We start from the raw sequence: 24,793 nt of genomic DNA on the forward strand, positions 1-24,793 counted from the left end.
TTTCACCCTCCCTTCGGAAGCTGCACCCGGGCAAGAAGATCCGTGATGCCTTCGGTCGTATAGGGCTTCTGCAATACCGGCGCGCCCGAGTGGGTGTTGGCTTGGGCGATGCCTTCGCCATAACCCGTGGCAAAAACGAAGGGCACGCCTGCGGCTGCCAATCGGTCGGCAATCCCGAAACTCGTCTCGTCTCCCAGATTGACATCGAGAAGCGCGAAATCGAAGGACCGGCCGGCCAGGATCTCCATCGCCTCGGCGACGCTGGGCGCCGTCGTCACTTCGGCACCGAGGCGGCGCAGGATATCCTCGCCATCCATGGCGATGATCAGGTTGTTTTCCACCAGCAGGATCTTCAAGCCGGAGAGCGGCTCCCGGTCAGCGGGAACAGTCTTGCGTTCCGCAACGCCGGCAGCCGTCGCCTGGGGCAATAGACTCTGGTCGACATCGCTCACGTAGCGGGCCGGTATCGAAAAATCCGCCTCCAGCCCTTCCTTGATGTAGCGGATTTCGGCCTTGCCGCCGAGGTCATAGGGAATGGAGCGCCGGATGATCGTCGAGCCGAATCCGTGACGCTCCGGCTCGGCGACGGGCGGGCCGTCCTTTTCGCGCCAGCCGATGCGTAGACTGCCTTCATCATCGCGATGCCAGCCGAGCTCGACGGTGCCGCTGCCGGCGCCGGAGAGGCTGCCGTATTTGGCGCTGTTGGTCATCAGCTCATGGAAGACCAAGGCGACGATGGTAAAAGCCTGGGGCTCTAGGAGGACGTCTTCGCCGCTTATCCGGAAGCGTTGCGCGTTCTTTCCGAGGTAGGCCGCGTTTTCAGCCGACAACAATTGCCGCAGCGAAGCGGGTGCCCAGTGATCCCTCGTGATCTGGTCATGGGCGCGGGCGAGCGACTGAATGCGGCCCTCGAGCTGACGGACATAATCGCCGAGGCCGACCGACGTCGTCTGCGACTGCCGGATGATGCCGGTGATCAGGCTCAATATGTTGCGGACGCGGTGGTTGAGTTCGGCGATCAGCAGTTCCTGCCGCTCGTTCGCCACCTGGCGGGCCATGCTGGCCTCGTCGGTCAGACGCAGCACCACCTCGATTAACGTGACGCGGATGGTTTCAGCGACCCGGCGCTCGGCCTCGGTAAAGGGCAGGGAGCGGCCGCGCACCAGTTCGGACCAGGCTTCGAAACTCTTGCGCGGCGTCAGCCGCGGACCGTTGGGGCCGTATTCCACTGGCTTGTGCGGGTCGCCGCCCCAGCGAACGGTGCGCACCAATTCCTGACGGAACAGCACGACGTAATCGCGCGGCGAACGCGAGATCGGGATGGCGAGCATGCCTGCCACCGCATCGTCGATCTCAGGATCCGGATAGGTTTCGCCAAGCCTGTCCACCGCATAGATGCGCCCGCTGGCGTTGCGGTTGAGGTGGCGGACGAGGGTCGAAAAGCCTCTCTCATCCGGCCCGATCCCGGCAAGCGCCATCCGGCCGTTGATCCAGACGCCGATCCCGTCGGCGGGAACGGCGTCGGCGAGCGCCTCGATCAGCCAGGCCGGATCGTCGAGCAGGCTGGCATTGTCGGCGACGGAAGTGAGAAGCCGGTCGGCGATGCGGCGCGCCTTGGTCTCGTAGTCGAGCGCCAGCCGCCGCTCGCGGCTTTCCAGGCGCGAAGCGAACATTTGGCCGAAGAGTTCGGCGGTGGAGCGGCTTTGCGCCGACGGCAGACGCGGACCGTAGTGATGGCAGGCAAACAGGCCCCAGAGCTTGCCGTCCACGACGATCGATATGGAGAGCGACGCACCGACCCCCATGTTCTTCAGATATTCGATGTGGATCGGCGAGACCGAGCGCAGCACCGACATAGAGAGATCGAGCGGCTGGCCCTCTTCGTCCAATTGCGGGAGAACCGGCACGGGCACCGCGTCCACATCGGCGATGATGCGAAACAGATTGCGCAGATAAAGGGCGCGCGCCTGCACCGGAATGTCGGAGGCCGGATAGTGCAACCCAAGAAACGAGCCAATGCCGCTGCGGGCGGCTTCCGCCACGACCTCGCCCGAGCCGCCTTCATCGAAGCGATAGACCATGACCCGGTCGAAGCCGGTAAGCGCGCGTGCCTGCCTCGCGCCCTCGCGGAAGAAGGCTTCCAGCGTTTCAGTTTGATCGAGGCGGGAGATCATGCTGCGCATGGAGAGCGACGGGGCGTTGCGCTTGTCTTGCTGGCTGCGCTCGCCTTCAAGGATGACCAGATTTTCTTGCAGGTGGACGGCGAGGTCGAAGCGGGACTCCTCAGGCAGCAGGGTAATGTCGAAAATGCGCTCGACGACATCGGAGCTGCGTATGGTGGTCAGCTTGTTGCGGATCGTGTGGACCGCCTCAGGCAAGATCAGCGACGAGACGGGACGACCGAGCGCGTCGGTGTGTTCCACCCCGAGAAATTCCGCAAGATTCGCCGAGGCCCGCGTGACCATCCAATCGAGCGATATCGCCAGGAGGAAACCGAACGGCTGGATGGCGCCGAGCTGATGGATGGGCTCACGATCGCAATTGGTGAGATCGACGGGTTGGCGCACGCTGCTCATGCGACGGCTTCCAGTTCGAGCTGGCCGGCTCTGAGGAAAAGTTCGAAGAGCATGCGGGCCGCCGAAATGGTGGCGGCGGGAACGTCGACGCTGCTTGCATCGAGACGATCCATGAAGACCCTAGTAGCGCCCTTGGACCCCTGCGGCGTGAGATAGCTGCTGGGCAGGTGATCGGGCACGGACCTGGCGAGCATGGCGCCGCCGAGCTTGGAGCCTTCAAGGACGTAGAGGGCGCCCCAGAGCGCCGCGTCGCCCTGCAATGGCGGTGGCGGAAGGCGCTTGGGCAACCGGTCGCCGAGTTCGCCGATGTCGGCAAACAGCAGCTGCGCGCGCCTTCTTTCCGGCCAATCGGGCAGCAGGCGAACGACTCCGGCTTCCTCGAGCGCATGTTCGGCTGCCGGTATGATGCGGGCGTGCGCGCGCAGGAATGTCCTGTACTGCTCTCTGCTGGAGAGGTCGAAAATGCCGAAGAGCTTATCGACTTTGGCGTGGCAATCTGCTGTTTCTGCGCGGAGCACGCTTCGAAGTGACATACGGACCGTGTTCTGAGTGAAGTGGCAGAGGATGCTGCGAATGCGAGAGCGACGAACTAGCGATATATTGCAGCGTCTCGGCATTTCCAGAGAAACCTATAGAAAAACATGGGCTTCGCCTCCGGCTCGATTTGGTGAGATTCAGCTCATGATCGCCGGCAGTTCCGCGGCCAGCGTATCGATGGCAAGACGCACTTTCGGCAGCATCACCGGCGATCGCGGCCAGACGGCATAGGCTTCAAATATGGTGGATGGCGTATCGGTCAGAACCCGCACGAGTTCACCTGAGAGGACCCTGTCCCGCACCAGCCAGCAGGTCAGCCAGGCAAGCCCGCGGCCTTCAACCGCGGCGTCTGCGATCGAGGCGAGATCGTCGAGCCGTAACCGCGATGTCGGCAGAACTTCGCGTGGGGGTCCGGCCGGAGCCGGGAAGGTCCAGGCCTTGTCATTATCACCCCTGCGATAGACGATACCATGATGGCGGGCGAGATCGTCGAGCGTTTGCGGCACGCCATAGGTTTCGAGATAAGCGGGCGAGGCGCAGACCGTCATTGTTTGCCGGGCGATCGTGCGCGCCATCAGGTCGGGATCGTCCTTCAGAGGACCGTTGCGGACGGCAAGGTCGAAGCCGTCCTCCGAGAGATCGACGACCCGATCGCTGAAGGATAAGTCCAGTTCGAGATCGGGGTGGTCATCGAGCAGGCGGGTCAGGATCGGCGCGGCGCAATGGCGCCCGAACAGTGCCGGCATCGATACCCGCAGCCTGCCGCGGACCTCGCGCCTGCCCGACTCAAGCTGGGCCTCACCGATCCGGATTTCCTCGATGGCTCTCAGGCACCGCTCATAGAAGAACCGGCCCTCGTCGGTGAGGCTCTGGGTCCGGGTCGTGCGGTTGAAGAGCCGGACGCCGAGTCGCTGTTCGAGCCTTGCGATTGTCTTGCTGACTGCCGAGCGGGTGAGGTGAAGCCGTTCGGCGGCGGCGGAGAATCCGCCGGCTTCGACCGTCTGGACGAAGATCGAAATCCCCTTCAACTGCTCCATCGTTGTTTCCTTTGCGGCACCAGTTTGACGATTTTATATCGCAACAGGCGATCAATATTCAACGATATATCTGCTACTCCTCCAATCGAGAAGGAGCAGAAAGATGCAGACGACAAGGCAGTGGCAAACCGACGCCATTGGGGCGGAGGCCAATCTGAAGATTGGTGAAGCGAGAATTCCCGACGTGTCCGGCACGATGATCCGGGTGCGGACGCAGGCGGTCTCCCTCAATTTCCGCGACAGGCTGGTGCTCGAGAGCGGCATGGGACTGCCGCTGCAGTTTCCCTTCGTACCGGCCTCGGACATGGCAGGCGAGGTCGAGGCCGTCGGCCCGGATGTCACACGCTTCAAACCCGGCGATCGAGTTATCTCCACCTTTTCCCCGGATTGGATCGACGGACGCGGGCCGGGCACTGCGCGCAATCCGCCTTACCAGACGCGCGGCGGCTTCTATCCCGGCGTGCTGAGCGAACACACCGTGTTTTCCGAAGAGTGGTTCACACTTGCGCCGAAAACGCTCGATGCCGCCGAAGCGAGCACGCTGCCCTGCGCCGGGTTGACGGCATGGTTCGCGCTGATCGAATGCGGCAAGCTCAAGGCCGGCGACAAAGTGCTGGTACAGGGAACCGGCGGCGTGGCGCTCTTCGGCCTGCAGATTGCCAAGGCACATGGCGCCGAGGTCTTCATCACATCGGGCAGCAGCGAAAAGCTCGACCGGGCGCTGGCGCTTGGCGCCGATCACCTGATCAACCGGCATGAGCGCGACTGGGTGGAGCAGTTCCATCGACTGACCGGCGATTACGGCGCCGACCACGTGCTCGAAATCGTCGGCGGACCGCATCTCGGCCAGGCGCTGAAGGCTGTGGCGGTTAACGGACGCATTTCGGTGATCGGCGTCTTCGAGGGTTTCGAGATCTCGGCGCCGGTGGCGCCGCTGCTTCTCAAGGCGCCCGTCATGCAGGGAATTACGGTCGGTCACCGCAGGGCGCTGGAGGATCTGGTGCGCGCCGTCGACCAGATCAGGCTGAAGCCTGTTATCGACAGGCATTATGGCTTCGAGGAGCTGCCGCAGGCGCTCGATCATCTCTATCGAGGTCCCTTCGGCAAGATCGTCATTAAGTTTTGAGAGATGCGCTCCCCTCGCATCGCGAAGGGGAGCGATACCCTATTCGGCAGCGGCGGCTTGGCTTTCGAAGGCGAAGCCCTCGTCGGCCCAGCCGGTCATGCCGCCGATCATCAGCTTGGCCCGGAGGCCGAGCTTGGCGAGGCGGAAAGCGGCCTTGTCGGCGCCGTTGCAGTGAGGACCGGCGCAATAGACGACGAAGAGCGTATCGCTGGCCCATCCCGACATGCGGTGGGCGGTCATCTTGCCGTGCGGCAGGTTAACCGCGCCAGGCACATGCGACTGCGCAAACAGCGCCGGCGAGCGCACGTCGAGGAGAACGAAATCGACCTTGCCGGCGGTAAAGGCAGCGCGGACATCCGAGCAGTCGGTTTCGAAGGCGAGCTTGGCGGCATAGTGGGCGACAGCAAGATCGGGTGCGGCAGCGGGGATTTCGGAGACGGAACTCGGCATTTGTTTTTCCTTCTAGTTGGAATTGCCGCCTGGTATCGCCGATGCTAGAGATTTGCGAAATTGGCCAACATGACTGTCAGCGTAAAGATCATGCCAAACACATCTCCGCGGCGGAACGGACCGCTGGTCGCCGTACTTGCCTATGACGGGCTCTGCACCTTCGAATTCGGGATAGCCTATGAGGTCTTCGGCCTGCCGCGTCCCGAGATGGGCGAGGGGTGGTATCGCTTCTCCGTCTGCGGTATCGAGCCGGGGCCGCTTCGCGCCGCCGGCGGATTGACGGTCGCGGTCGACAAGGGGCTGGAAGTGCTCGATGCGGCGGACCTGATCGTCGTGCCCGGCTGGCGGTCAATCGATGCGCCGGTGCCGGAACCGCTTTCCGCCGCTCTCAAGGCAGCGCACCAGCGCGGCGCGCGAATCATGTCGCTCTGTTCCGGAGTTGCGGTTCTTGCCGCGTCCGGGTTGCTTGCCAACCGCAGGGCTACAACGCATTGGCGCTATGTCGCCACGATCGCAGCGCGTTATCCTGACATCACGCTCGACGCGGATGTACTCTACATCGATGAGGGCAGCCTGCTGACAGCGGCCGGCAGCGCGGCCGGCATCGATCTCTGCCTGCATGTCGTGCGCGGCGATTTCGGCTCGGAGGCGGCAAACAGCGTCGCCCGCCGCCTCATCGTGCCGCCGCACCGCGAAGGTGGGCAGGCACAGTTCATCGGCGCGCCGATTCCGCAGGAACGTGAGGGCATACGCCTCAGCCCGCTGATCGAATGGATGCGTCAAAGCCTTGCCGTGGAGCAGCCGATCAGTCTGCTCGCCAAAAGGGCTGGCATGAGCGTTCGCACTTTCCAGCGCCGCTTCGAAGCGACGACAGGTCTCAGCGTCGGCGAATGGCTGCTGAAGGAGCGGCTGCGCCATGCGCGCGACCTTCTTGAAAGAGAGCTTGCCGTATCGCTCGACGACATCGCGATATCCAGCGGCTTCGGCACCTTGGCGACGATGCGGCACCACTTCCGCAAGCGGCTGGGCACGAGCCCGAATGCCTATCGGAAGTCATTTGGCGGCTGAGCGCGTTATGCCGACATAGGGTCCAACTTTTCAACGCGTTCGATATCGCCGACGGCCGTCAACCCGTCGGTTGTTTAACAGGCTGGTCCGAGAGCTTCACTTACATTCTATCGCGAAGGTTTCGTACGGCTTGAGCTCAACGGTTTCGCCGATCGTGTGCACCGGTTCATAATTGCAGATCAGGCATTCTCCATGGATCGCCAGCTCTGTCGGCAGACTTACCGCAATTTCGCGCGGCGTGAAATTGGCGACGACAATGATCCAGCTCCTGTCGAGCGTGCGGGTATACACGAAGACATCGGGGTGTTGGTCGAGCCAGGACCGGTACTCCCCATAGACAATGGCAGGGTGGGTTTTCCGGAGAGCGATCAGCTTGCGATAATGGTTCCAGATCGACTTTTCGTCCTTGATGGCGGCTTCGGCGTTGACCTTCGGGTAATTGGGATTGACCTCGATCCAGGGGGCGCCTGTGGAAAAGCCGCCATAGGGGGCAGCACTCCATTGCATCGGTGTGCGGGCGTTATCGCGGCCGTTCTCGTTTGCTCCGCGGATGAATTCCTCCGGTGAAAGGCCGGCCTCCACGTGCAGCCTGTGCATGTTGATGGTTTCGATATCGCGATACTGTTCGATCGAGGTGAAGGGGACGTTCGTCATGCCGATCTCCTCGCCCTGATAGACGAAAGGCGTGCCTTTCAGGAGATGCAACACGGTCGCCAGCATCTTCGCCGACTCGACGTGATAGCCGCTGACATTGCCGTAGCGCGAAACGGCGCGCGGCAGATCGTGATTGCCCCAGAAGAGCGAATTCCACCCATCTTCGGATAGAGCAAGCTGCCACTTGCTGAGCACGGTCTTGAGATTCACGAGGTCGAACGGCTCGGGCGCCGTTTGCCATAGACCGCGTCCCATTGCTGGGTGACGTGCTCGAACTGGAAGATCATCGAAAGTTCCCGGCGTTCACGCCCGGAATAGAGAAGGGCCGCGCCGGGCGTGGCGCTCCAGGCTTCGCCGACGGTCAGGATATCGCTGTTGCCGAAGGTCCTGGCATTCATCTCCTGCAGATAATCGTGCAGATGTGGTCCGTCCTTGACGAGTTCCTGATCCACCTGCTTGCCGATATAGTCGATGACATCCATGCGGAAGCCGGCAATGCCGCGCTCGAGCCACCAGTTCATCATGTCATAGATTTCCGCCCGTACCCTCTCGTTCTCCCAATTGAGGTCCGGCTGGCGGCGGGAAAACATGTGCAGGTAGTATTCGCCGGTGGCGGGATCGAGCGTCCATGCCGGCCCGCCGAAGGAGGATTTTAATCTGTTTGGCGGTCCTCCGTCCGGGGCGGGCTTGCGCCAGATGTAGAAGTCGCGGAATGGATTGTCGAGGTCTTGGCGGGATTGAAGAAACCACGGATGCTCGTCGGAGGTGTGGTTGACGACGAGGTCGAGCATGATGCCGATCCCCCGGTCTTTCGCCTCAGCCACCAACTGGTCAAAATCTGCGAGCGTGCCAAACTCGGGGGCGATGTCCCGATAGTCGGATATGCAGTAACCATTGTCGTCCATCGGCGACTTGTAGATCGGCGACAGCCAGATGATGTCGATCCCGAGCTTCTTCAGGTAATCGAGCTTTGCGGTGACGCCGGGAAGATCGCCGATGCCATCTCCGTTCGAGTCGCAGAAGCTGCGCGGATAGACTTGGTAGACAGTTGCCGTATGCCACCATTTCGGTTGGAGAGGTGATCGCACGGGACCTCCCAGCGATGTCGTGGACTGATCCATCGGAGGCTTTCCTACTTGTTTGGGATCTTGGGAGAACACCGATGACGCCCGCGGGTTCCACCGGGCCGGACCTTCATCCGGTTTCCCGCGGCCTCGGTGGACCTGGAACCCCCTCCTTCGGGGACCGTTAGAAGGTGTGCAAGAGAGATTAACGGGAGACCGTCGCGGTGCCGAACCGAATCAGCAGCTGGTATGAGGGCGCGGTGATCCACATCCACAATGTCGGGCGCAATCAGCGCGAAATCATCGAAGTCTACGGACATGAGGTGCTGCCCGCTTTCAGGTCCGGGGCGACGGCTGCTGCATCTCGCAATACGGGGGAACGTGAAGGACAGGCCAGGATCAGCTGATGAGGACCTCAAATGCGGCTGCTCTCGCACTCTGCGCACCAGTTGCCTGTCCAAAGGAGGTATCATTTTCAAGAAATACGCCTACGCCTGGATCACCGTCGGCTTCTTTCTGTTTTCGCTCGCCGGCCATTGGTTATTTGGCTGGTTTGCTTTTGTCGGGGAGCAGCAGAGCCACGGTCAAGCCGCTGATATCGATGCCTATCTCATGGAGATGGGCAGAGACACCTTTGAAAATTGGCAGTCCGAATTCCTGCAACTGCTCTGGCAGGTCGTCGGTCTTGCCTACTTTCTCTACATCGGATCTCCGTCTTCGAAGGAAAATGATGACCGCGCGGAAGCGAAACTGGACGCTCTGATCCGATTAAATGCCGGAGAAAGGGCTGAAGCGAGCATCGCCGAAATTGATAAGCACTTCATGAGAACCGGTGGACATGCGGGACCATACGCCCACGACCTGGAAACGCGCAGGGGGCCTGAGAGGATCGGCGGCGCCACCTGAACTGGCCTATGAAGCGCAGCTGCCGATAAGCCCCGCTTCATGGGACGGTTATGCGAGGTATTGGATCAGAGGCCGGCGTCTTCTGCTCGCGAAATGCCGGCTTGCCAGCGCTTCACGGGTACTCCTGAGGCGTTTCGCCGGTTCCCGACTTTTACAGGTGCGAGGACCAAAGCGATATCTCCGTTCAAGACCCAACGCTTCTGGAAATCATAGGGCCGGCGTCCGCTGCCACCATATGAGGGATCTTCACTCGACCACGAGAGACACCATTGATGACCTTGCGGTGAAGCAAAAAGCGGATCCGGCAGACTGTCGACCACGAGATCATTGCCGAAGTTGATCAGCAATAATCTCTCATCAGACGGTTTTTCCGCGAAGAACCTCAGGAGGAAGGCGGTGCTGGACAAGAGACTGCCGTCCAACTGGCCGTCACGGGCGCACGCCTGGCGAGAAAATGCCTTATCTGTCTGACGCAGATTCAGCAGGTCGCGATGAAGCTGAACGATCGCCGCGTTCCTCTCCCATTCGGCCCAATCAAGCTTCACCTTGTCGAACGTCGCGCGAGCACATGGATCAGCCATGTGTCTAATGAGTTCTTCATCCCTCAGGTTCGGGAATTGGCTGATAAAACTACGCCGTCCCTGCCGTACGATGTCGGCAATTTCTCCGTCGTGATCGGCGAAATAATAGAACGGAGAAGAGGAACCAAACTCCTGTCCCTGAAAGAGCATGGGCGTCTGCGGCCCCAGCAACTGGAGCGCCGTCAGGGCTCGAAGTCGTGCCGGAGACGTTATGTGGCCGATTCTGGCTCCTATGCCGGAGTTGGCGACCTGATCGTGATTTTGGAGAAAATGTACGAAATTCCACGGTTTGAGGTCGAGCCCGGCGGCTCCCCGCGGCCGATCCTGCCAATCATATCTTTGTCCCTGAAACAGGCAGCCATACTTGGCGGCAGAAACGAGTTCCTGAGCCGTACCGCGATGATCATGATAATAGGCTTCATTGCGGCCCGTCAGCGCCACTGTCGCGGAGCGGTGGAAATCCTCATTCCACAAGGCGTCCAGCCCATGCCCTCCCACCTCAGCCGGCCGCACCATATTGGTTTGTTGCGGCTCATTTTCGCTGACGAGATAGATTTGACGCTGTCTCGCTGCTGCGCGAGCTTCCCTGGCGATGACCGTGACGATGTGTTCGCGGCTTGAGTCGAACAAGGCCTGCGTTGCATCGATGCGCAATCCATCAAAATGAAATTCGTCGATCCAATAGGCCGCGTTCTTTGCGACATATTCGCGAACGCCACGGCTGTTCGCACCATCGAAGTTGATCGACTTGCCCCATTCGTTCGAGTAACGCTCGGTGAAATAGTCTGGTGTGAATTCGCAAAAACGCTCGCCTTTACCGAAGTGATTGTAGACCACGTCGAGGATCACCCCCATGCCGATCCGGTGGGCTTCGTCGACGAAGGCGCGCACATCATCCGGTGGTCCATAGAGCCGGGTGGGAGCATAGAGCAACGTGCCGTCGTAACCCCAGCCGAACTCGCCTTCAAACTCGTTGATCGGCATTACTTCCAGGCAGTTGATGCCAATCGACCGAAGTCTTGCCAGTTTTTCCCGGGCTGCCGCAAAGGTGCCGTCCCTTGTGAAGGTGCCGATGTGCATCTCATAGAGAGCAGCTCCGGAGGCGCGGATTCCCTGCCAATCGTGGTCATTCCACTGATACTGCGCCGGATCCACGACAACTGACGGCCCGGATGGACCCTTCGGCTGAAAACGCGAGGCAGGATCGGCAAGAAGATCACCTGCATCCCCAAAGTGAAACCGGTATCGCGTCCCTGCAGCCAGGCCGGGCAGATAGAGGCAGAAGTAGCCGTCGTCCTCCGCCGGCATCTCGTATTCGGAATTTTCCTCGATGACGGCGAAACAGCGTTCTCTGGCAGGGGCCCATAGTCGGAACGAAACGCCGCCAGCATCAACCTCCGCTCCGATCGGGAGGCGTCGGCTCGAACTGGGGGACACCGGTTTCGACTTTTCGCTGTTTGAGTGGTCGTGCATGGCTCTCTCGTGGAGATCGCCTGCGCTAACTTCGGCAGCCTCATGATGTTCCCGGAATTGCTTTCCGCCACCTTTCGGGGCCGCCCATCAGGCCCAAAATCCGCATTTGCAATACAGCGCAACGCCGCGGACCGAACTTGTCCGCGGCGTCGCGAAGCAGTCACTCCGCCGCTTGGCGGGCCATCGGATTATTCGGGTGGGTCGTCCAATTGGCGTAGTTCGGATCGACGACGCGGCCGGTGCGCTTGTCGAGGGTACCGGCAGCAAGCGGTTCCATGGTGATGCAGTTCTCGACCGGGCAGACGTTGACGCAGAGATTGCACCCGACGCATTCCTCTTCGATCACCTCGAAATGACGCAGACCGTTGACGACATTGGTAATTGCCTGGTGCGAGGTGTCCTCGCAGGCGATATGGCAGCGGCCGCATTTGATGCAGGCGTCCTGGTCGATCTTCGCCTTGGCGACATAGTTGAGGTTCAGATATTGCCAATCGGTGACGTTGGGCACGGCGCGGCCGGTAATGTCGTCGAGGCTACGATGGCCCTTTTCGTCCATCCAGTCGGAGAGACCCGTTATCATCTCCTGCACGATCTTGAAGCCATAGGTCATCGCCGCGGTGCAGACCTGGACGTTGCCGGCGCCGAGAACGAGGAATTCGGCTGCGTCCCGCCAGGTAGTGATGCCGCCGATGCCGGAGATGGGCAGGCCATAGGTTTCCGGATCACGGGCGATCTCGGCCACCATGTTGAGGGCGATCGGCTTGACCGCCGGGCCGCAATAGCCGCCATGGCTGCCCTTGCCACCGACCGTCGGGTTGGGGGCGAAGTTGTCGAGATCGACTGACACAATCGAGTTGATCGTATTGATCAGCGAAACGGCGTCGGTGCCGCCGGCCTTGGCGGCGCGGGCGGGACGGCGGATATCGGTGATATTGGGCGTCAGTTTGGTGATGACGGGCATGCGGGTGTACTGCTTGCACCAGCGCACGACCATCTCGATATATTCCGGCACCTGGCCGACGGCCGAGCCCATGCCGCGCTCCGACATGCCGTGCGGACAGCCGAAATTGAGTTCGATACCGTCGGCGCCGGTCTCTTCGACCAGCGGCAGGATCGCCTTCCAGGCCTGTTCCTCGCAGGGCACCATGATCGAGGCGATCAGCGCCCGATCCGGCCAGTTCATCTTCACCTGCTTCATCTCACGCAGGTTGGTGTAGAGGTCGCGGTCGGTGATGAGCTCGATATTGTTGAGTCCCAGCAGGCGGCGGTCGGCGCCAAAGATCGCGCCATAGCGGGGGCCGTTGACGTTGACGACGGGCGGGCCTTCCTCGCCGAGCGTCTTCCAGACCACGCCGCCCCAACCGGCCTTGAAGGCGCGCTCGACGTTATAGGCCTTGTCGGTCGGCGGCGCGGAGGCCAGCCAGAACGGGTTCGGGGATTTGATGCCGACGAAATTGTTGCGGAGATCAGCCATTGTTCATTCTCCCCTTCAAGCAACCGCGACAGCCGGAACGGCTGTTGCGGAGAGGGCGCGATGGATGGATTCAGCCGCGTCGCGGCCGTGGGCGACGGCGGAAACCGTGAGATCCTCGCCGCCAAAGACGCAGTCGCCGCCGGCCCAGACGCCGTCGAGCGAGGTGCGGCCTTCGGCGTCGACGGCAATGCGGCCGGACTCCATGCGCAGCGAACCGAGGCCCGCGGCATCAAAGGTCTGGCCGATCGCCTTGAAGATCTGGTCGGCGGCAATCACGCCGGTCTCGCCGGTGCCGACGAGGCGGCCTTCGAGGATTTTGGTATATTCCACTTCGATCGCGGCAACTTTGCCGTCCTGCGACAGGATCGATTTCGGCGCCAGCCAGTGGCGGATGATGACGCCCTTGGAACTGGCCAGATCCTGCTCGTATTCCGAGGCGTTCATGTGCTCCTTGCCACGGCGATAACAGATCGTCACTTCCTCGGCGCCGAGCAGCTTTGCCTGCACGGCAGCGTCGATCGCCGTCATCCCGCCGCCGAGCACGACGACCCGGCGGCCGATGGCAATGTCGCTCTTGTCGTCAGCCTGGCGAAGGGCGGCGATGAAATCGACGGCGTCGTCGACGCCGGCTAGGTTTTCGCCCTCAATGCGCAGGGCGTTGACGCCGGCAAGGCCGATGCCGAGGAAGACGGCGTCATATTGCGCCTGCAGATCGGAAAGCGAAAAATCGCGGCCGAGGAGGGCGCCTTGCTTAACCTCGATGCCGCCGATCGACATGATGTAATCGACTTCCCGCTGGGCGAAATCGTCTACTGTTTTATAGGTGGCGATGCCGTATTCGTTGAGGCCGCCGGATTTTTCCCTGCCGTCGTAAATCGTGACGGAATGACCCTTCACGGCCAGGCGATGTGCGGCGGCAAGGCCTGCCGGGCCGGCGCCGACGACGGCAATCCTTTTGCCGCTCGCCTCTGCCCTGATATAAAACTGTTTGCCGGCCTGCATGGCGGCATCGGTCGCATAACGCTGCAGGCGGCCGATTTCGACGGGCCGTTCCTCGGCCGTATTGCGCACGCAGGCCTGCTCGCACAACTCTTCGGTGGGACAGACGCGGGCGCACATGCCGCCGAGGATGTTCTGGTCGAAGATCGTCTTTGCCGAGCCGAGCGCATTGCCGGTCGAAATCTGGCGAATGAAGAGCGGAATGTCGATCGAGGTGGGACAGGCCGTCATACACGGCGCGTCATAACAGAAATAACAGCGGTCGGCGGCGACCAGCGCCTCATGATTGTCGAGGCGCGGATGCAGATCGGAAAAATTAGCGTCATACTCGGCGGGCGAAAGCCGGCCAGCATGAATCCCGGTTTCCAGTCGTTCCATTGAAGTTCCCTCATTATTGGTAAACGGCCTGTGAGGGAAAGCGTAACTCAGGTTTAAAAATTTATCAAACGGTAAAATTTTGACGGATCCTCCTGGAGAGGGTGCCGGTAAATCGCTGTTTTTTAACGTTTAATTTCTTCAGTTTTGACCGATGATTTATCTGAAGATGCGGCGAGGGAAGAGCATCAGAAAAAAGATTAAAAAAGGACGATTTTTTTCGAATGCGAGGGAACCAAATCCTGGCTTCGCCGTTATTGCGATATCCGGATGGTGATCGCATCGACCCAACATGCGCGCCCCCAACCCACTATCCGGACGTACTCACGGTCCCCTCCCGGTGAGTGAAGACAGCCGGTGCGCCGCCCTCGCACCGGCTGTTTTTCTGTTGCTGACAGGCCTGTCGTTTCCGGCTATCACACACGCTTGAAGATCTCGAATTCGGTTTCCGGAATGGTCAACCGATATTCGATGCGGCCGGGCACAAGGCTCAATTCCGCTTTGCCGTTGACAGACGAGGGCACGACACGCTCCAGCACGGTGCGGCCGAAGCTGTTGTCGCTGAATTCATGGACCTCCGACTGATCCTGCAGCACTTCGGCCCAGGCGATCTCGATTGCCTTCCTGTCGTTGATCATCGCCTCGCGGCAGTTCAACGTGATTGAGGCGGCGCCGCCTGATATTGCCCCGTAGGAAGCGGAGTTGACAATGAGCTCGTGGAGGGCGAGGCCGAGATGCACGGCGGCATTCGGCGTCAGATGGGCATTGATGCCGTAGATCGGCATGGAGCCTGATGTCTCCGGCCAGTAGGGAGCGAACTGTTTTTCAGCGAGCTCGAAGAGATAGGCGCCCCGCCAGCTTGAATCCGTGACGAGGTCCTGGGAATTGGAAAGCGATTGCAGCCTGCCGCGGAACTTGAGGAGGAAGCTGTCTAGCGAGAGCGTGTTGCGCGCTGTTTGGGTCGCAATGCCCTGAATGATGGCGAGAAGGTTCTTCGAACGGTGCGATAGCTCACGCAGCAGCGATTTCAGCACTTTTTCGCGATGCCGGCTCTCAGTGACCTCCGTCATCACGGACAGAAGTCCAAGCGTGCTGCGGTCGCCAGTGCGTTGGATCTTCAATTCATAGGTACGCATTTCGCCGTCGACATCGATTTCGACCTCGGCATTGTTGGGAATGCCGGTCTCCAGCACCTTGCGTTTCAGCGCCGTCAGATATTGCCCATGGACATCGCCGAAAAGGGCGGCATCACTGCCGCCGGGCATCAAAAGCGCTGCGAAATGCGGCGGCAGATTTTCGGCGTAGAAGATTGAAAGCCGGGCGTCCTGGCAGAGGATCGAAATCCCGGCGCTGCCGAGCGCCCGCTCCATCATTGCGGCTTTGCCTTCGAAGGTGAAAGGCGTGCCCGACAATGGTTCAGTCGTATTCACTCGGCCGCCTTTCCTTGTGACATCTCGGAGCGTCGCTGAACGGAACGCCCCGCCAGAAACCGCCTGCCAACTCTAGAATAAAGCGCTGCAAAAACCGTTAAAGTCATCGGGGCACCCCGGTAGCACCGGAACGCCTGTCTCGGCGGGTTGGTTCCGAGAACCGGAAAATTGCGTCTCAGGCGGCTACCTTGGTCGATTCATTGAAGAAAAGCGCTTGGCTGATCAGGGCCTTGACCATGTCGGGGTTGAACGGTTTGGTCACGAGGAAAGTGGGTTCGGGGCGCTCACCCGTCAGAAGCCGTTCCGGGAACGCGGTGATGAAGATCACCGGCACGCTCGACGTCTTGAGGATGTCGTTGACCGCGTCGATGCCGGAACTGCCGTCGGCAAGCTGGATGTCGGCGAGCACCATGCTCGGCTTCGTCTTGTTGTAGAGCGCTACGGCTTCGGCATGCGTGCGGGCAATGCCGGTGACGCGATGGCCGAGGCTTTCGACCATTTGCTCTATATCCATGGCGATCAGCGGTTCATCCTCGATGATCATGATGTCGGTTGCGACCTGACGGGAGATTTCCTGCGAGGCCTTGTCGAGCAACTGCATGACATCCTGTTCATCGAGTTCGAGGATTTCCGCGATTTCTGCAACGCGGAAATTCTCCACTGAAGCGAGCAGGAAGGCCTGACGAGCGCCCGGCGAAACCTTGGACAGGTTGAGCGTGGCGCGCTGTTCCCATGCATAAGGGGAGGTCGGCTCTGGAATCTGGACCGCAGTGGAACCAAACAGTTGCGTGAACAGTTTGTAAAGCGCGACCCGGTCATTTGGGGTATCCGGAAAGATCGACAGGTCGGCTATAATGGCTTCGAGAACGGCGGCGACGTAAGCGTCACCTGAAGTCTGAGTGCCGGTAAGGGCGCGGGAATAGCGACGCAGATAAGGAAGGTGCGGCGCAATTCGAGTAGAAAGTGTCATCAAGGGCTCCCGTATGCAGGCCGGTCGTAGGTTCAATGGGCGGTTAACGCTTCCTTGGTAAAAAAGTTCCGGAACGGCAGGAACTTTTTTTGTCGCGCCGCATTATCCCACCCGACGAAGAAAGGGCGTAGCATTTGATCCATGCCGCGGCAAATATCAGCGATATCGATAGTGGAACGGTCGGTGTCGGTGGTTGATTTCTTGATTGCACGCCTCTGGAACAGATAACGGTGAGAAGACGAGTTGATGACTACACGCAATAAAGAGGCGGCGGATCAGCGGAAGCTGGAGCTGCGGGCAAGCGATATTCTGGACCCGAACAACCAGATCGGCGTCAAGCTGCGGTCGCTCTATGCCGCGGCACAGGAAGAGGCGATCCCCGATCGTTTTCTCGACCTTCTCGAAAAGCTCGACCATGCTGAAATGATGGCTTCTGCCAAGATGGCCGAATAGGATCGTCGCATGGAAGAGAAACTGCAACCCAGCTTCAAGCGGGAATTGCTGGCGGCCCTCCCTAGCCTTCGCGCTTTCGCCATTTCGCTGATCGGACGGCACGATCGCGCCGACGATCTCGTCCAGGATACCATCATGAAGGCCTGGGCCAAGCAGGACCATTTCGAGATGGGCACCAATATGAAGGCTTGGCTCTTCACGATCCTGCGCAACGAACTCTACAGCCAGATGCGCAAGAGCGGCCGCGAGGTGCAGGACAGCGACGGGCTGTTCACGGAATCGATGGCAATGCATCCCTCCCAGTATGGCGCACTCGATCTGCAGGATTTCAAGAAGGCGCTCGATCAGCTGCCGCCGGACCAGCGCGAGGCGATCATCCTCGTTGGCGCCTCGGGATTTTCGTACGAAGAGGCCGCCGAGATCTGCGGCTGCGCCGTCGGCACTATCAAAAGCCGCGTCAACCGCGCGCGGCAGCGCCTGCAGGAACTGCTGCAGATTTCAGGCGAGGCCGATTTCGGCCCCGACGCCACTTCGGCGCCGCTGACCTCGAAGGCTTTTGCGTTCTGAGAGGTGTTGCATGTGGAGCCGATCTGCTCTTCGGGGCACCGGCTTTTGCCTCGGTGGGGCCGGGAAACGGCGCATCCGCGTAACGGTTGCTTGTGCGAGGCACCAACTCTCCACCTTCATTCCTGCCTTCGGGTCAAAGCCCGAGGACAGGAATGAAGGAGGTTAGCGTGGTGCCGCTATCGATAATCGCACGCCAAGCTTTGTGGCCCTTCCCTAATCCTCCCGCTTCGAACCCATAAGATTGGCCGCGACGATGGCGGCCAGGACGCCGGCAGTGAGCAGCGGTTGGGCGCGGACGAGGCCCAGTCCCACCGTCGCCAGAGATTCCAGCGCCGCACGGCGATCGCGGGCGCGGCGAGCCTCGCGGGCGTTGATGATAGACATCACCACCAGCACGATGATTGCGATCAGCATCGCGCCGACGGCCAGGAAGAAGACGGCGGCGAGCGGACCGTAGATGCCGGCGAGCCAAATGGCGCCGGCGGCCACCGCCAGCGCATAGGCCGTGAGGAGGAAGAGCGCGGCAAGCGCGATGAAGATGCTGTTGCGTTTGACGCGCGCGACGGTCCGATGCACGCTTGCGCCCATCAGCAGGCTGAGGATCGAGAGCATCGTGCTTCCTCAGCGACGGGCGAGGAAGGCGATGGCCAAGCCGAAAGCGGCAGCGGCGCCGATAGTTGCCAGCGGATGTTTGCGCACCGTCTCGCGCATTTCGGTGGCTCCGCGCTCATAGCCGTGCTGCAGTTCGCGCAGCAGATCCTCGCTGCGGCTGAGCAGTTCCTCATAGCCAGCGTTGGCCTGGCTGCGAATCTTCTCGCTCTGGTGGCGCGAGTTCTTGCCGACGAGGCGCGTCAATTCGGCGAGCTCGTCGCGCAATGCCTCGATCTGTTCTTCGATACCGGATTCGAGATGGTGGAAGGTGCCGTTGCGGCGGCTGCGGCCGGACTGGAAAATAGAATAGCTCATGGCTGTCTCCATTGGCTGGGGCGCGCGCGAGCCCGCCTGTTTCGCACGAGGGTCACCACCGTCCGTTGCATGAATGATGTCGCCCGGCATTGACCCAGATCATTGCCGAGAACGTTTTGACAGGGCAAAAGTTCCGCCCGCGCAGGCTCAGGGACAGGAGCGGGCGCTGTGGGCAAGCACGAAAGGCGTGCCGTCAGCCGGCGGCGGCGAGCCGGCCGGATTTCATCAGCACGATCCGGTCGGCAACGAGCGCTGTCAGGTTGAGGTCGTGCATGACTGCGATGACGCCGCCGCGTTCGCAGAAATTGCCGGCGAGCGTCACGATGGTCAGCTGGTGGCTGATATCCAGACCGGAGACCGGCTCGTTGAGCAGCAGCCAGCAGGGCTTGCCGTCGACGACGGTTCGGAAATCTGGCAGAGCACGCGGGCAAGCTGCACGCGCTGCTGTTCGCCGCCCGAAAGCTCTTGGTAAAAGCGGCCTTCGAAGCCGACATGGCCGACGGAAGCGAGAGCGGCGGCCGCCGTCTGATCTGATTTGTCGGGGCGCAGGTTCAGGCCCAAGGTGAGGCCCATGCGGACGATCTCGCGCAGGGTGAAGGGAAAGGAAATGGTGCTTGCCTGCGGCAGCACGCCGTCAACGGCGGCAAGCTGCCGCAGGCAAGATCCGCGCTTTCGACGATCCGGTGCTGCGCCGCAGGCTCTAAGGGCAGTGGCACATGCTTAAAGGTGTCTGGCTTTTCAACCATCATTTCAGCAGGCAATTCCGTGGTACCGGGATCTGAAGGCCTCCGGTTGTGTTTACAATTAACTTGACTTGCTTACTCATACTTTTTTAAAGACGCAATAGGAGACTAAAGCAGTCAAGTTTTTGAGATTGCTGATACGAAGCCGTCCGCTGACGGCTCGCGACAATGCGGAGAAGATTATGACGGGTGGGGTTGCGGCCGTAATGGCCGGCTTGGTGGTTGCAACCGTGGTCCAGGCGCAGGAGGCGGCGCCCGCAACCTCTCTCGATGTCGAACTGAACGCGCTGGCGCCTTCGCAGAAGGGCTGCATGATGACCTTCGTGGCGCTCAACAAGCTGTCCTCCGCCATCAACAAGGTTTCCTTCGAGCTCGCCTTCTTCAATGACAAGAATGCCGTCGACCGCATCACCGTTCTCGACTTCCGCGATCTGCCGCAGGGCAAGAAGCGCGTGCGCCAGTTCGACATGCCGAATGTCAAATGCGAGAGCGTGACCCGCATCCTCATCAACGACACGCCGGTCTGCGACGGGCCGGTCGCCGGCGAATGCATGAAGGGTCTCGTCACCCGCTCGCAGATCTCCGTTCCTTTCGAAGGATGAGAAGACGCCGGGGATGAAACCCGGCGGACATGTTTCCGGCTGTCCGAGGCGTAAAGAATGGCGATTTCAGCGAAATCCGGATCGGAACACGTGCTCATCGGGGAGGAGAGTGCCGACACCAGCCTGAACGACAACACGCCCGGCATGCACCCCGGCCACGAGCTTCCCGAACTGCGAAACGCGCAGCGGCAGCCGGCCGGCGAAACGGTGATCCACTATACGCATTTAGCACATATCTCTTCCTTTCCCGGCCATCCGGAAGCCGAACCGGTCGCTCACGTTTCCGCGCCGCCGATGGATGCGGCGGTGGAGAAGCAGGAAGACGATCAGAAGCCGGTGCGGCGGCGGGTGGCGCTGACGTGTGTCGGTTCGTTCTTCTTTCATGTCGCGCTGGCCGTGGCGCTGCTTGTCGTTATGCCCAAGCCTTCTGACGAGACACTGGTGGAAGCAGGCGAAGCGATCAGCGTCATTATGCTCGGCAGTTCTGATGCGGATCAAAGCGCAGCCGGCGAGACCGATATCACGATCCAGCAAGAAATCGTTCCAGAAGCTGTCGAACCCGATGAGATCAAACCGGTAGAGACAGCAGAGGTGCAGCCGGAGGCCGTCCAGCCGACCGATGCTGAGCCTGTCGAAGCTGTTCAACCGGCGCAGGAGATTACACGTCAGTCAGCGGAGACGGTGACGGCTGCGGAGCCGGAAGTTCTTGTATCGGAAACCCCTGCGGAAACTTCAGTCGTACAGCCGATGTCAACGGTGGTGCCTGAACAACCGGTGGACACTCCGGTGATGTCTGTCGAGCCACCTGTGGCGGCCGCGGTGCAGCCCGAGCAGGAAGAGATCAAGCCTGTCGAGACGGCCGCCATCTCTCCCGAGCCGGAACAGCCGGCAGAAATCGTTACGCCAGCGCCGAGACCCAAGCTTGAAAAGCCAGTGGAAAAGAAGCCGGTGGAAAGAAAACAGCCGCCGAAGAAAGCGCAGGGCTCGGAGGGCGATGCCAAACAAGAAGCGCGCAGAGGTGTGGCAGATGGGCAGGCAGACGCCAATTCCGATAACAATTCACGGACATCGGGCGGTGGGAATGGAGCCGGCGCCGCGTCGGAAGCCAACTATAAGGGCAAGCTCGTTGCACGATTATTCCGTTGCGTCGATCGGATGGAGGCGCGGTATCGGAGGGCTCGCGCCAGCTTAACTGTTCGCATCACCGTCAGCCGCGGCGGCGATATCACAGCGTCGGGCATCGTCCGCGGGTCAAGCTTGCCAGATGTGGATCGTGCCGCACTTGCCAGGGTAGCTTCCTGCAATCTTCCGGCTATGCCCGATGACCTGACGGCATCCCAGCGCACATACACCTTTCCGGTTGAGGTCACTCCGCGATAAATATGATAAATACATTCAACTTTATACTTTACTCCAAAAATCAAGTTTAATAAGGTCCGTCCGCACACGCAGGAATCGTGTGACGATCAACCAGCGAACGGGTGGCATATGGCTCGCAAGGGCAAGAAGGGATCGAACCGGGAGGTCCGCGAGACCGCGGGCGAGGAGGCCGGACAGGCATCCAACGGACGATCCAAACTGGGTGGCCGCAGTTTTCTTTATGTCGGCGGGCGTGACTGCCAGGTGGCGCATCTGCGCCAGATCGCCAGCAATTTCGGCGCCGAGCTCATTCATCACGATGGCGGCCTGCGCGAGGCGGTCTCCCGCATCGACACGCTGCTTCCCTCCGTCGACTGCGTGTTCTGCCCTATCGACTGTATCAGCCACGATGCCTGCCTGCGCGTGAAGACCGGCTGCAAGAAGTTCAGCAAGGCCTTCATCCCGCTTCGAAACGGCAGCAAGTCCAGCCTGGAACGTGCGCTGCAGACGATGAACGAACGAGACACTTCCCGATGAACGACCAGCGCCTCGACGGCTTCACCATGATCGGCCTGCACAAGCTCGCCGCGCAGAGCGGCGACGGCCTCGTGCCCGAACTCCACGAACTGTTCCAGCAGCACACCGCACGCCAGCAGCTCCATCAGAATGTGACACTGTTCCCGACCTGGGAGGCGCGCATGCCTGGGGAGGCGGCCACGAGACCGCTTGGCGCGGCTGCGGCAAACGGCAATAATGTTCTCGCCTTTCCCTCGCCTGCTGCGAAGGCGGCCAAGAAGGCGTAAGGAGATTTCATGTATATCGCAATGAACCGCTTCAAGGTCGTAACCGGGACCGAGGGCGATTTCGAGACGGTCTGGCGCAATCGGGATTCCAGCCTCGCCGAGGTCCCCGGTTTCGTCGAATTCCGCCTGCTGCGCGGCAAGGCCAACGAAGAAGAGGGCTACACGCTCTATTCCTCGCACACGGTCTGGAAGAGCGAAGACGATTTTCAGAACTGGACGAAGTCTGAGAACTTTCGCGCGGCGCACCGCAATGCCGGGGACCGCAAGACGATGTACAAGGGGCCGCCGGTTTTTGAGGGTTTTAATGTGGTCGACGGGATTTAAGGCTTGGCCCTTAAGGAATGCCGGTGCCGCCTCCTCCCTCTTCTCCCCGCTGGGGAGAAGGGGTGACTCTACGCTCTGACCCGAAACACAGCACCCGCCGCCACGGCCAGCCAGCCGAGCATCATCGCCCATCCACCGGTCGGCGCGGCATAGGGGAAGAGGCCAGCGCCGGAGAAGCGGAGCGAGACGAGATCGCCGGCAAAGAACAGTGTTCCCACGATCATCAGAAAACCGGCCAGCCCGGCGGTTTTGAGCCTGGCGATGCCGAGCGCCAACGCCAGCAGGGCCGGGGCGTGCGCAAGGCACATGGCGGATGCAGAAGCCGCAAGGTTTGCCTCGCCCCCGCCATGGGCGGCAAGCGCGGCGAGCGCCACGCCGGCTGCGCCGAACAGGCCGGCAAAGAGATAGAGCGTCGGCTCCAGGCGCGCGTTGAGGCTCATGACTCTTCCTTGTTTTGCATGTGATGGGCGAGGCGTTCGACCGGCGCCCAGATGAGATCGCGCAGTGCCTGGCTTGATATCGTCTCGTCGAGCGCGCGGCGGAAGCAGAGCAGCCATTCGTCGCGCTCCACCGGCCCGATCTCGGCAACGAAATGGCGGCTGCGCAGGCGCGGATGGCCGCGCTTGTCGGTATAGAGCGGCGGGCCGCCAAGATAGCCGCTCATGTATTCGTAGAATTTTTCTTCGCTGCCTTCGAGGCTCGGCGGGTGCGCGGCGCGCACGTTGCTTGCCTGCGGCAGCGTATCCATCAGCGCGTAGAAGCGATGCGTCAGCGCCCGCACGGTGGGATCGCCGCCGATCGCTTCATATAGAGTGGTGACCTTCTCCGTCACGGAACCATCCCCGGTATATTCTCATCCCCGGCTCTTCATGCACCCGATGGAAAACGATCGCAACTGTCATCAAGGTGCCGCGGCATTTCGCGCATAGTGCCTGTGGGGCATGGGCTTACGCCGATTCTTCTTGACAAAACCGTCCGGACGGTATCTTTATCTCGCATGTCAAACGCTCATCATCGCAAGAAGCAACCCGCTCTCGTGCGCCAGCAGTTGCTGGAGGTCGCCGCGCGTCTTGCTGCCAGCGAAGGCATGGCGGCCGTGACGCTCGATGCGGTTTCCGCTGCCTCCAGCGTCAGCAAGGGCGGCTTGCTGCATCACTTCCCGACAAAGAATGCGCTGCTCGACGCGCTGTTCGAGAGCCTGCTCGAAAGGTTCGATGCCGATATCGAGGAACTGATGCGCGGCGATCCCGTGCCGCAGGGCCGCTTCACCCGCGCCTATCTCAATGCGGTGTCCGGTCTCAAGGATCGTCCCGACGATTCCAGGAGTTGGACGCAGGTGACGATCGCGCTTCTCGCCGAACCCCGGCTGCGCCTTCGCTGGCGCCAATGGGTTCAGGCGCGGGCCGAGGAATATGTCGGCACCGACTCCTCGCTCGATGCACAGATCGTGCGCTTCGCCGCTGACGGGCTGTGGTTCGCCGATACGTTGGAGAGCCATGACATCAGCAGTGCTTTGAGGCTGAATCTCATCAGCCGTCTTGTCGAGCTCACGGGAAAGTAATGCGAAAAGGAATTCGTCATGAGCCAGGCCGCCATCTACGGGCTGCTCTTTGCAGCCATCGTGCTCGAAGTCATCGGCACTACGGCGCTGCAATTGTCGCAACAGTTTACGCGCATCGGGCCGACGGCGCTTGTCGTCGCGTGTTATGCCGCGGCCTTCTATTGCCTATCTTTGACGCTGAAGAGCATTCCCGTCGGCATCGCCTATGCAATTTGGAGCGCTTTGGGAATCGTGCTGATTTCTTCGGTTGGCCTGATCTTCTTCAAGCAGCGCCTCGACCTGCCGGCCATTGTCGGCCTCGGGCTGATCATATCGGGCGTCATCGTCGTCAATCTGTTCTCTAAATCTGTTTCTCATTGATTTCATTGCTATATTTCAGAAAGTCCTCTGGAGTCTCACGGAAGAAATTTTCCCCTTTGTCAAACCCCTGACAAAGCGATATGTGTTGCTCGGACGTGGAGGAGATCGAGGCGCACCCAAGCGCCTTTTTCCAAAGCGCTTTGAATTTCCCGCCTGTCGATACTTCCGGCTTCCAGAGGAGCACATCATGACCATACGCACCGTCGTCTGGGGTGAAAACATCCACGAGAATACCAATGCGATCGTCCGGGGCATCTACCCTGAAGGCATGCATACGACGATCGCCAATGCGCTGAATACCGATGCCGGCATCTCGGCGACCACGGCGACGCTGC

The 24,793-nt window shown here is 60.8% G+C and carries 28 protein-coding genes and 3 pseudogenes; 14 read left to right on the top strand and 17 right to left on the bottom strand.

What is annotated here, in order from left to right; genetic code table 11:
- Nucleotides 1–2 precede the first annotated feature (2 nt).
- From HJC04_RS03145 to HJC04_RS03155, 3 genes are all read right to left on the bottom strand, one after another.
- A complete protein-coding gene (locus tag HJC04_RS03145) occupies nucleotides 3–2,576 on the bottom strand; it encodes an HWE histidine kinase domain-containing protein (RefSeq protein ID WP_221144714.1) in 2,574 nt (857 codons plus the stop codon).
- Entirely contained in the window at nucleotides 2,573–3,109 is a 537-nt protein-coding gene (locus HJC04_RS03150) for a biliverdin-producing heme oxygenase (RefSeq protein ID WP_210630148.1), read from the bottom strand. The genes HJC04_RS03145 and HJC04_RS03150 overlap by 4 nt, the downstream gene beginning before the upstream one ends.
- A 141-nt stretch (nucleotides 3,110–3,250) precedes the next feature.
- Nucleotides 3,251–4,150: a LysR family transcriptional regulator gene (locus HJC04_RS03155; protein WP_221144716.1), complete on the bottom strand. Its 900-nt coding sequence runs from the start codon at nucleotides 4,148–4,150 to the stop codon at nucleotides 3,251–3,253.
- 103 nt (nucleotides 4,151–4,253) lie between these two features.
- Between HJC04_RS03155 and HJC04_RS03160 the strand changes: the two genes are divergently transcribed.
- Nucleotides 4,254–5,276, top strand: a complete 1,023-nt coding sequence (locus HJC04_RS03160) for an NAD(P)-dependent alcohol dehydrogenase (RefSeq protein WP_210630151.1) — start codon at nucleotides 4,254–4,256, stop codon at nucleotides 5,274–5,276.
- A gap of 39 nt (nucleotides 5,277–5,315) precedes the next feature.
- On the opposite strand, the gene HJC04_RS03165 is transcribed toward HJC04_RS03160, so the two are convergent.
- Nucleotides 5,316–5,726 (bottom strand): rhodanese-like domain-containing protein, encoded by a 411-nt coding sequence (locus HJC04_RS03165; protein WP_210630153.1) that lies wholly within the window; start codon nucleotides 5,724–5,726, stop codon nucleotides 5,316–5,318.
- Nucleotides 5,727–5,795: 69 nt separating this feature from the next.
- On the opposite strand from HJC04_RS03165, the gene ftrA reads away from it, so the two are divergent.
- Nucleotides 5,796–6,794 (top strand): transcriptional regulator FtrA, encoded by a 999-nt coding sequence (gene ftrA / locus HJC04_RS03170; protein WP_210630155.1) that lies wholly within the window; start codon nucleotides 5,796–5,798, stop codon nucleotides 6,792–6,794.
- Between the two features lie 96 nt (nucleotides 6,795–6,890).
- On the opposite strand, the gene HJC04_RS32195 is transcribed toward ftrA, so the two are convergent.
- Nucleotides 6,891–7,658: an alpha-amylase family glycosyl hydrolase gene (locus tag HJC04_RS32195; RefSeq protein WP_409078108.1), complete on the bottom strand. Its 768-nt coding sequence runs from the start codon at nucleotides 7,656–7,658 to the stop codon at nucleotides 6,891–6,893.
- Nucleotides 7,655–8,569, bottom strand: a complete 915-nt coding sequence (locus HJC04_RS32200; protein ID WP_409078109.1) for an alpha-amylase family glycosyl hydrolase — start codon at nucleotides 8,567–8,569, stop codon at nucleotides 7,655–7,657. The genes HJC04_RS32195 and HJC04_RS32200 overlap by 4 nt, the downstream gene beginning before the upstream one ends.
- 167 nt (nucleotides 8,570–8,736) lie before the next feature.
- On the opposite strand from HJC04_RS32200, the gene HJC04_RS03180 reads away from it, so the two are divergent.
- On the top strand, nucleotides 8,737–8,919 hold the full coding sequence (locus HJC04_RS03180) for a hypothetical protein (protein WP_221144719.1): 183 nt from the start codon (nucleotides 8,737–8,739) through the stop codon (nucleotides 8,917–8,919).
- Nucleotides 8,894–9,418 (top strand): DUF6766 family protein, encoded by a 525-nt coding sequence (locus HJC04_RS03185; RefSeq protein WP_311044187.1) that lies wholly within the window; start codon nucleotides 8,894–8,896, stop codon nucleotides 9,416–9,418. The genes HJC04_RS03180 and HJC04_RS03185 overlap by 26 nt, the downstream gene beginning before the upstream one ends.
- A 65-nt stretch (nucleotides 9,419–9,483) precedes the next feature.
- Here the strand turns inward: HJC04_RS03185 and treZ are convergent, their stop codons facing one another.
- From treZ to HJC04_RS03210, 5 genes are all read right to left on the bottom strand, one after another.
- Nucleotides 9,484–11,472, bottom strand: a complete 1,989-nt coding sequence (gene treZ, locus HJC04_RS03190) for a malto-oligosyltrehalose trehalohydrolase (RefSeq protein ID WP_221144721.1) — start codon at nucleotides 11,470–11,472, stop codon at nucleotides 9,484–9,486.
- Nucleotides 11,473–11,632: 160 nt separating this feature from the next.
- Nucleotides 11,633–12,946, bottom strand: a complete 1,314-nt coding sequence (gene preA, locus HJC04_RS03195; protein ID WP_210630160.1) for an NAD-dependent dihydropyrimidine dehydrogenase subunit PreA — start codon at nucleotides 12,944–12,946, stop codon at nucleotides 11,633–11,635.
- 15 nt (nucleotides 12,947–12,961) lie between these two features.
- Entirely contained in the window at nucleotides 12,962–14,323 is a 1,362-nt protein-coding gene (locus tag HJC04_RS03200; RefSeq protein ID WP_210630162.1) for an NAD(P)-dependent oxidoreductase, read from the bottom strand.
- Nucleotides 14,324–14,736: 413 nt separating this feature from the next.
- On the bottom strand, nucleotides 14,737–15,732 hold the full coding sequence (locus tag HJC04_RS03205; protein ID WP_210631574.1) for a sensor histidine kinase: 996 nt from the start codon (nucleotides 15,730–15,732) through the stop codon (nucleotides 14,737–14,739).
- 193 nt (nucleotides 15,733–15,925) lie between these two features.
- The gene (locus tag HJC04_RS03210) at nucleotides 15,926–16,720 is read right to left on the bottom strand and encodes a response regulator (protein ID WP_210630163.1); all 795 of its coding nucleotides are present in this window, start codon (nucleotides 16,718–16,720) and stop codon (nucleotides 15,926–15,928) included.
- A gap of 246 nt (nucleotides 16,721–16,966) precedes the next feature.
- Between HJC04_RS03210 and HJC04_RS03215 the strand changes: the two genes are divergently transcribed.
- Nucleotides 16,967–17,173, top strand: a complete 207-nt coding sequence (locus tag HJC04_RS03215) for a NepR family anti-sigma factor (protein ID WP_011426508.1) — start codon at nucleotides 16,967–16,969, stop codon at nucleotides 17,171–17,173.
- A 9-nt stretch (nucleotides 17,174–17,182) separates the two neighbouring features.
- On the top strand, nucleotides 17,183–17,740 hold the full coding sequence (locus tag HJC04_RS03220) for an RNA polymerase sigma factor (protein ID WP_011426507.1): 558 nt from the start codon (nucleotides 17,183–17,185) through the stop codon (nucleotides 17,738–17,740).
- 213 nt (nucleotides 17,741–17,953) lie between these two features.
- On the opposite strand, the gene HJC04_RS03225 is transcribed toward HJC04_RS03220, so the two are convergent.
- The 4 genes and pseudogenes from HJC04_RS03225 to HJC04_RS03240 form a co-directional block, all read right to left on the bottom strand.
- A complete protein-coding gene (locus tag HJC04_RS03225; RefSeq protein ID WP_221123487.1) occupies nucleotides 17,954–18,352 on the bottom strand; it encodes a hypothetical protein in 399 nt (132 codons plus the stop codon).
- A gap of 9 nt (nucleotides 18,353–18,361) precedes the next feature.
- Nucleotides 18,362–18,706 (bottom strand): DUF883 family protein, encoded by a 345-nt coding sequence (locus tag HJC04_RS03230; RefSeq protein WP_210630167.1) that lies wholly within the window; start codon nucleotides 18,704–18,706, stop codon nucleotides 18,362–18,364.
- Nucleotides 18,707–18,853: 147 nt separating this feature from the next.
- Nucleotides 18,854–19,357, bottom strand: a pseudogene (locus tag HJC04_RS03235) (ATP-binding cassette domain-containing protein); the annotation flags it as partial.
- Nucleotides 19,357–19,455: pseudogene (locus HJC04_RS03240) on the bottom strand (hemin uptake protein HemP); the annotation flags it as partial. The pseudogenes HJC04_RS03235 and HJC04_RS03240, both read right to left, overlap by 1 nt.
- A 176-nt stretch (nucleotides 19,456–19,631) precedes the next feature.
- On the opposite strand from HJC04_RS03240, the gene HJC04_RS03245 reads away from it, so the two are divergent.
- From HJC04_RS03245 to HJC04_RS03265, 5 genes are all read left to right on the top strand, one after another.
- Nucleotides 19,632–20,051, top strand: coding sequence for a hypothetical protein (locus tag HJC04_RS03245; protein WP_221144723.1), 420 nt, complete (start codon nucleotides 19,632–19,634; stop codon nucleotides 20,049–20,051).
- 57 nt (nucleotides 20,052–20,108) lie between these two features.
- Complete coding sequence (locus HJC04_RS03250) at nucleotides 20,109–21,431, top strand: energy transducer TonB (RefSeq protein WP_221144725.1); 1,323 nt, start codon at nucleotides 20,109–20,111, stop codon at nucleotides 21,429–21,431.
- 108 nt (nucleotides 21,432–21,539) lie between these two features.
- On the top strand, nucleotides 21,540–21,947 hold the full coding sequence (locus HJC04_RS03255; protein WP_210630173.1) for a DUF2325 domain-containing protein: 408 nt from the start codon (nucleotides 21,540–21,542) through the stop codon (nucleotides 21,945–21,947).
- The gene (locus tag HJC04_RS03260) at nucleotides 21,944–22,213 is read left to right on the top strand and encodes a hypothetical protein (RefSeq protein ID WP_210630174.1); all 270 of its coding nucleotides are present in this window, start codon (nucleotides 21,944–21,946) and stop codon (nucleotides 22,211–22,213) included. The genes HJC04_RS03255 and HJC04_RS03260 overlap by 4 nt, the downstream gene beginning before the upstream one ends.
- A 9-nt stretch (nucleotides 22,214–22,222) precedes the next feature.
- Nucleotides 22,223–22,537 (top strand): antibiotic biosynthesis monooxygenase, encoded by a 315-nt coding sequence (locus HJC04_RS03265; protein ID WP_210630176.1) that lies wholly within the window; start codon nucleotides 22,223–22,225, stop codon nucleotides 22,535–22,537.
- Between the two features lie 68 nt (nucleotides 22,538–22,605).
- Here the strand turns inward: HJC04_RS03265 and HJC04_RS03270 are convergent, their stop codons facing one another.
- On the bottom strand, nucleotides 22,606–22,977 hold the full coding sequence (locus HJC04_RS03270; protein ID WP_221144726.1) for a DUF423 domain-containing protein: 372 nt from the start codon (nucleotides 22,975–22,977) through the stop codon (nucleotides 22,606–22,608).
- A complete protein-coding gene (locus HJC04_RS03275) occupies nucleotides 22,974–23,369 on the bottom strand; it encodes a group II truncated hemoglobin (RefSeq protein WP_210630179.1) in 396 nt (131 codons plus the stop codon). The genes HJC04_RS03270 and HJC04_RS03275 overlap by 4 nt, the downstream gene beginning before the upstream one ends.
- 165 nt (nucleotides 23,370–23,534) lie before the next feature.
- Here HJC04_RS03275 and HJC04_RS03280 point away from each other — a divergent pair, with 165 nt between their 5' ends.
- The 3 genes and pseudogenes from HJC04_RS03280 to HJC04_RS03290 form a co-directional block, all read left to right on the top strand.
- Nucleotides 23,535–24,098: a TetR/AcrR family transcriptional regulator gene (locus tag HJC04_RS03280; RefSeq protein WP_221123481.1), complete on the top strand. Its 564-nt coding sequence runs from the start codon at nucleotides 23,535–23,537 to the stop codon at nucleotides 24,096–24,098.
- A gap of 18 nt (nucleotides 24,099–24,116) precedes the next feature.
- Nucleotides 24,117–24,458: a multidrug efflux SMR transporter gene (locus HJC04_RS03285; protein ID WP_064804454.1), complete on the top strand. Its 342-nt coding sequence runs from the start codon at nucleotides 24,117–24,119 to the stop codon at nucleotides 24,456–24,458.
- A 187-nt stretch (nucleotides 24,459–24,645) separates the two neighbouring features.
- Nucleotides 24,646–24,793: pseudogene (locus HJC04_RS03290) on the top strand (trehalose utilization protein ThuA); the annotation flags it as partial.

It is taken from the genome of Rhizobium sp. NLR8a, from assembly GCF_019685235.1.
Taxonomy (GTDB): Bacteria; Pseudomonadota; Alphaproteobacteria; order Rhizobiales; family Rhizobiaceae; genus Rhizobium.

Coding starts and splice junctions, on each gene's coding strand:
- HJC04_RS03245 (WP_221144723.1), top strand. CDS start 19,632: ATGACGGGTGGGGTTGCGGCCGTAATGGCCGGCTTGGTGGTTGCAACC.
- HJC04_RS03265 (WP_210630176.1), top strand. CDS start 22,223: ATGTATATCGCAATGAACCGCTTCAAGGTCGTAACCGGGACCGAGGGC.
- HJC04_RS03260 (WP_210630174.1), top strand. CDS start 21,944: ATGAACGACCAGCGCCTCGACGGCTTCACCATGATCGGCCTGCACAAG.
- HJC04_RS03285 (WP_064804454.1), top strand. CDS start 24,117: ATGAGCCAGGCCGCCATCTACGGGCTGCTCTTTGCAGCCATCGTGCTC.
- HJC04_RS03230 (WP_210630167.1), bottom strand. CDS start 18,706: ATGAGCTATTCTATTTTCCAGTCCGGCCGCAGCCGCCGCAACGGCACC.
- HJC04_RS03215 (WP_011426508.1), top strand. CDS start 16,967: ATGACTACACGCAATAAAGAGGCGGCGGATCAGCGGAAGCTGGAGCTG.
- HJC04_RS03220 (WP_011426507.1), top strand. CDS start 17,183: ATGGAAGAGAAACTGCAACCCAGCTTCAAGCGGGAATTGCTGGCGGCC.
- ftrA (WP_210630155.1), top strand. CDS start 5,796: ATGACTGTCAGCGTAAAGATCATGCCAAACACATCTCCGCGGCGGAAC.
- HJC04_RS32200 (WP_409078109.1), bottom strand. CDS start 8,569: ATGGATCAGTCCACGACATCGCTGGGAGGTCCCGTGCGATCACCTCTC.
- HJC04_RS03145 (WP_221144714.1), bottom strand. CDS start 2,576: ATGAGCAGCGTGCGCCAACCCGTCGATCTCACCAATTGCGATCGTGAG.
- HJC04_RS03165 (WP_210630153.1), bottom strand. CDS start 5,726: ATGCCGAGTTCCGTCTCCGAAATCCCCGCTGCCGCACCCGATCTTGCT.
- HJC04_RS03270 (WP_221144726.1), bottom strand. CDS start 22,977: ATGAGCCTCAACGCGCGCCTGGAGCCGACGCTCTATCTCTTTGCCGGC.
- HJC04_RS03200 (WP_210630162.1), bottom strand. CDS start 14,323: ATGGAACGACTGGAAACCGGGATTCATGCTGGCCGGCTTTCGCCCGCC.
- preA (WP_210630160.1), bottom strand. CDS start 12,946: ATGGCTGATCTCCGCAACAATTTCGTCGGCATCAAATCCCCGAACCCG.
- HJC04_RS03280 (WP_221123481.1), top strand. CDS start 23,535: ATGTCAAACGCTCATCATCGCAAGAAGCAACCCGCTCTCGTGCGCCAG.
- HJC04_RS03210 (WP_210630163.1), bottom strand. CDS start 16,720: ATGACACTTTCTACTCGAATTGCGCCGCACCTTCCTTATCTGCGTCGC.
- HJC04_RS03225 (WP_221123487.1), bottom strand. CDS start 18,352: ATGCTCTCGATCCTCAGCCTGCTGATGGGCGCAAGCGTGCATCGGACC.
- HJC04_RS03255 (WP_210630173.1), top strand. CDS start 21,540: ATGGCTCGCAAGGGCAAGAAGGGATCGAACCGGGAGGTCCGCGAGACC.
- treZ (WP_221144721.1), bottom strand. CDS start 11,472: ATGCACGACCACTCAAACAGCGAAAAGTCGAAACCGGTGTCCCCCAGT.
- HJC04_RS03160 (WP_210630151.1), top strand. CDS start 4,254: ATGCAGACGACAAGGCAGTGGCAAACCGACGCCATTGGGGCGGAGGCC.
- HJC04_RS03155 (WP_221144716.1), bottom strand. CDS start 4,150: ATGGAGCAGTTGAAGGGGATTTCGATCTTCGTCCAGACGGTCGAAGCC.
- HJC04_RS03250 (WP_221144725.1), top strand. CDS start 20,109: ATGGCGATTTCAGCGAAATCCGGATCGGAACACGTGCTCATCGGGGAG.
- HJC04_RS03150 (WP_210630148.1), bottom strand. CDS start 3,109: ATGTCACTTCGAAGCGTGCTCCGCGCAGAAACAGCAGATTGCCACGCC.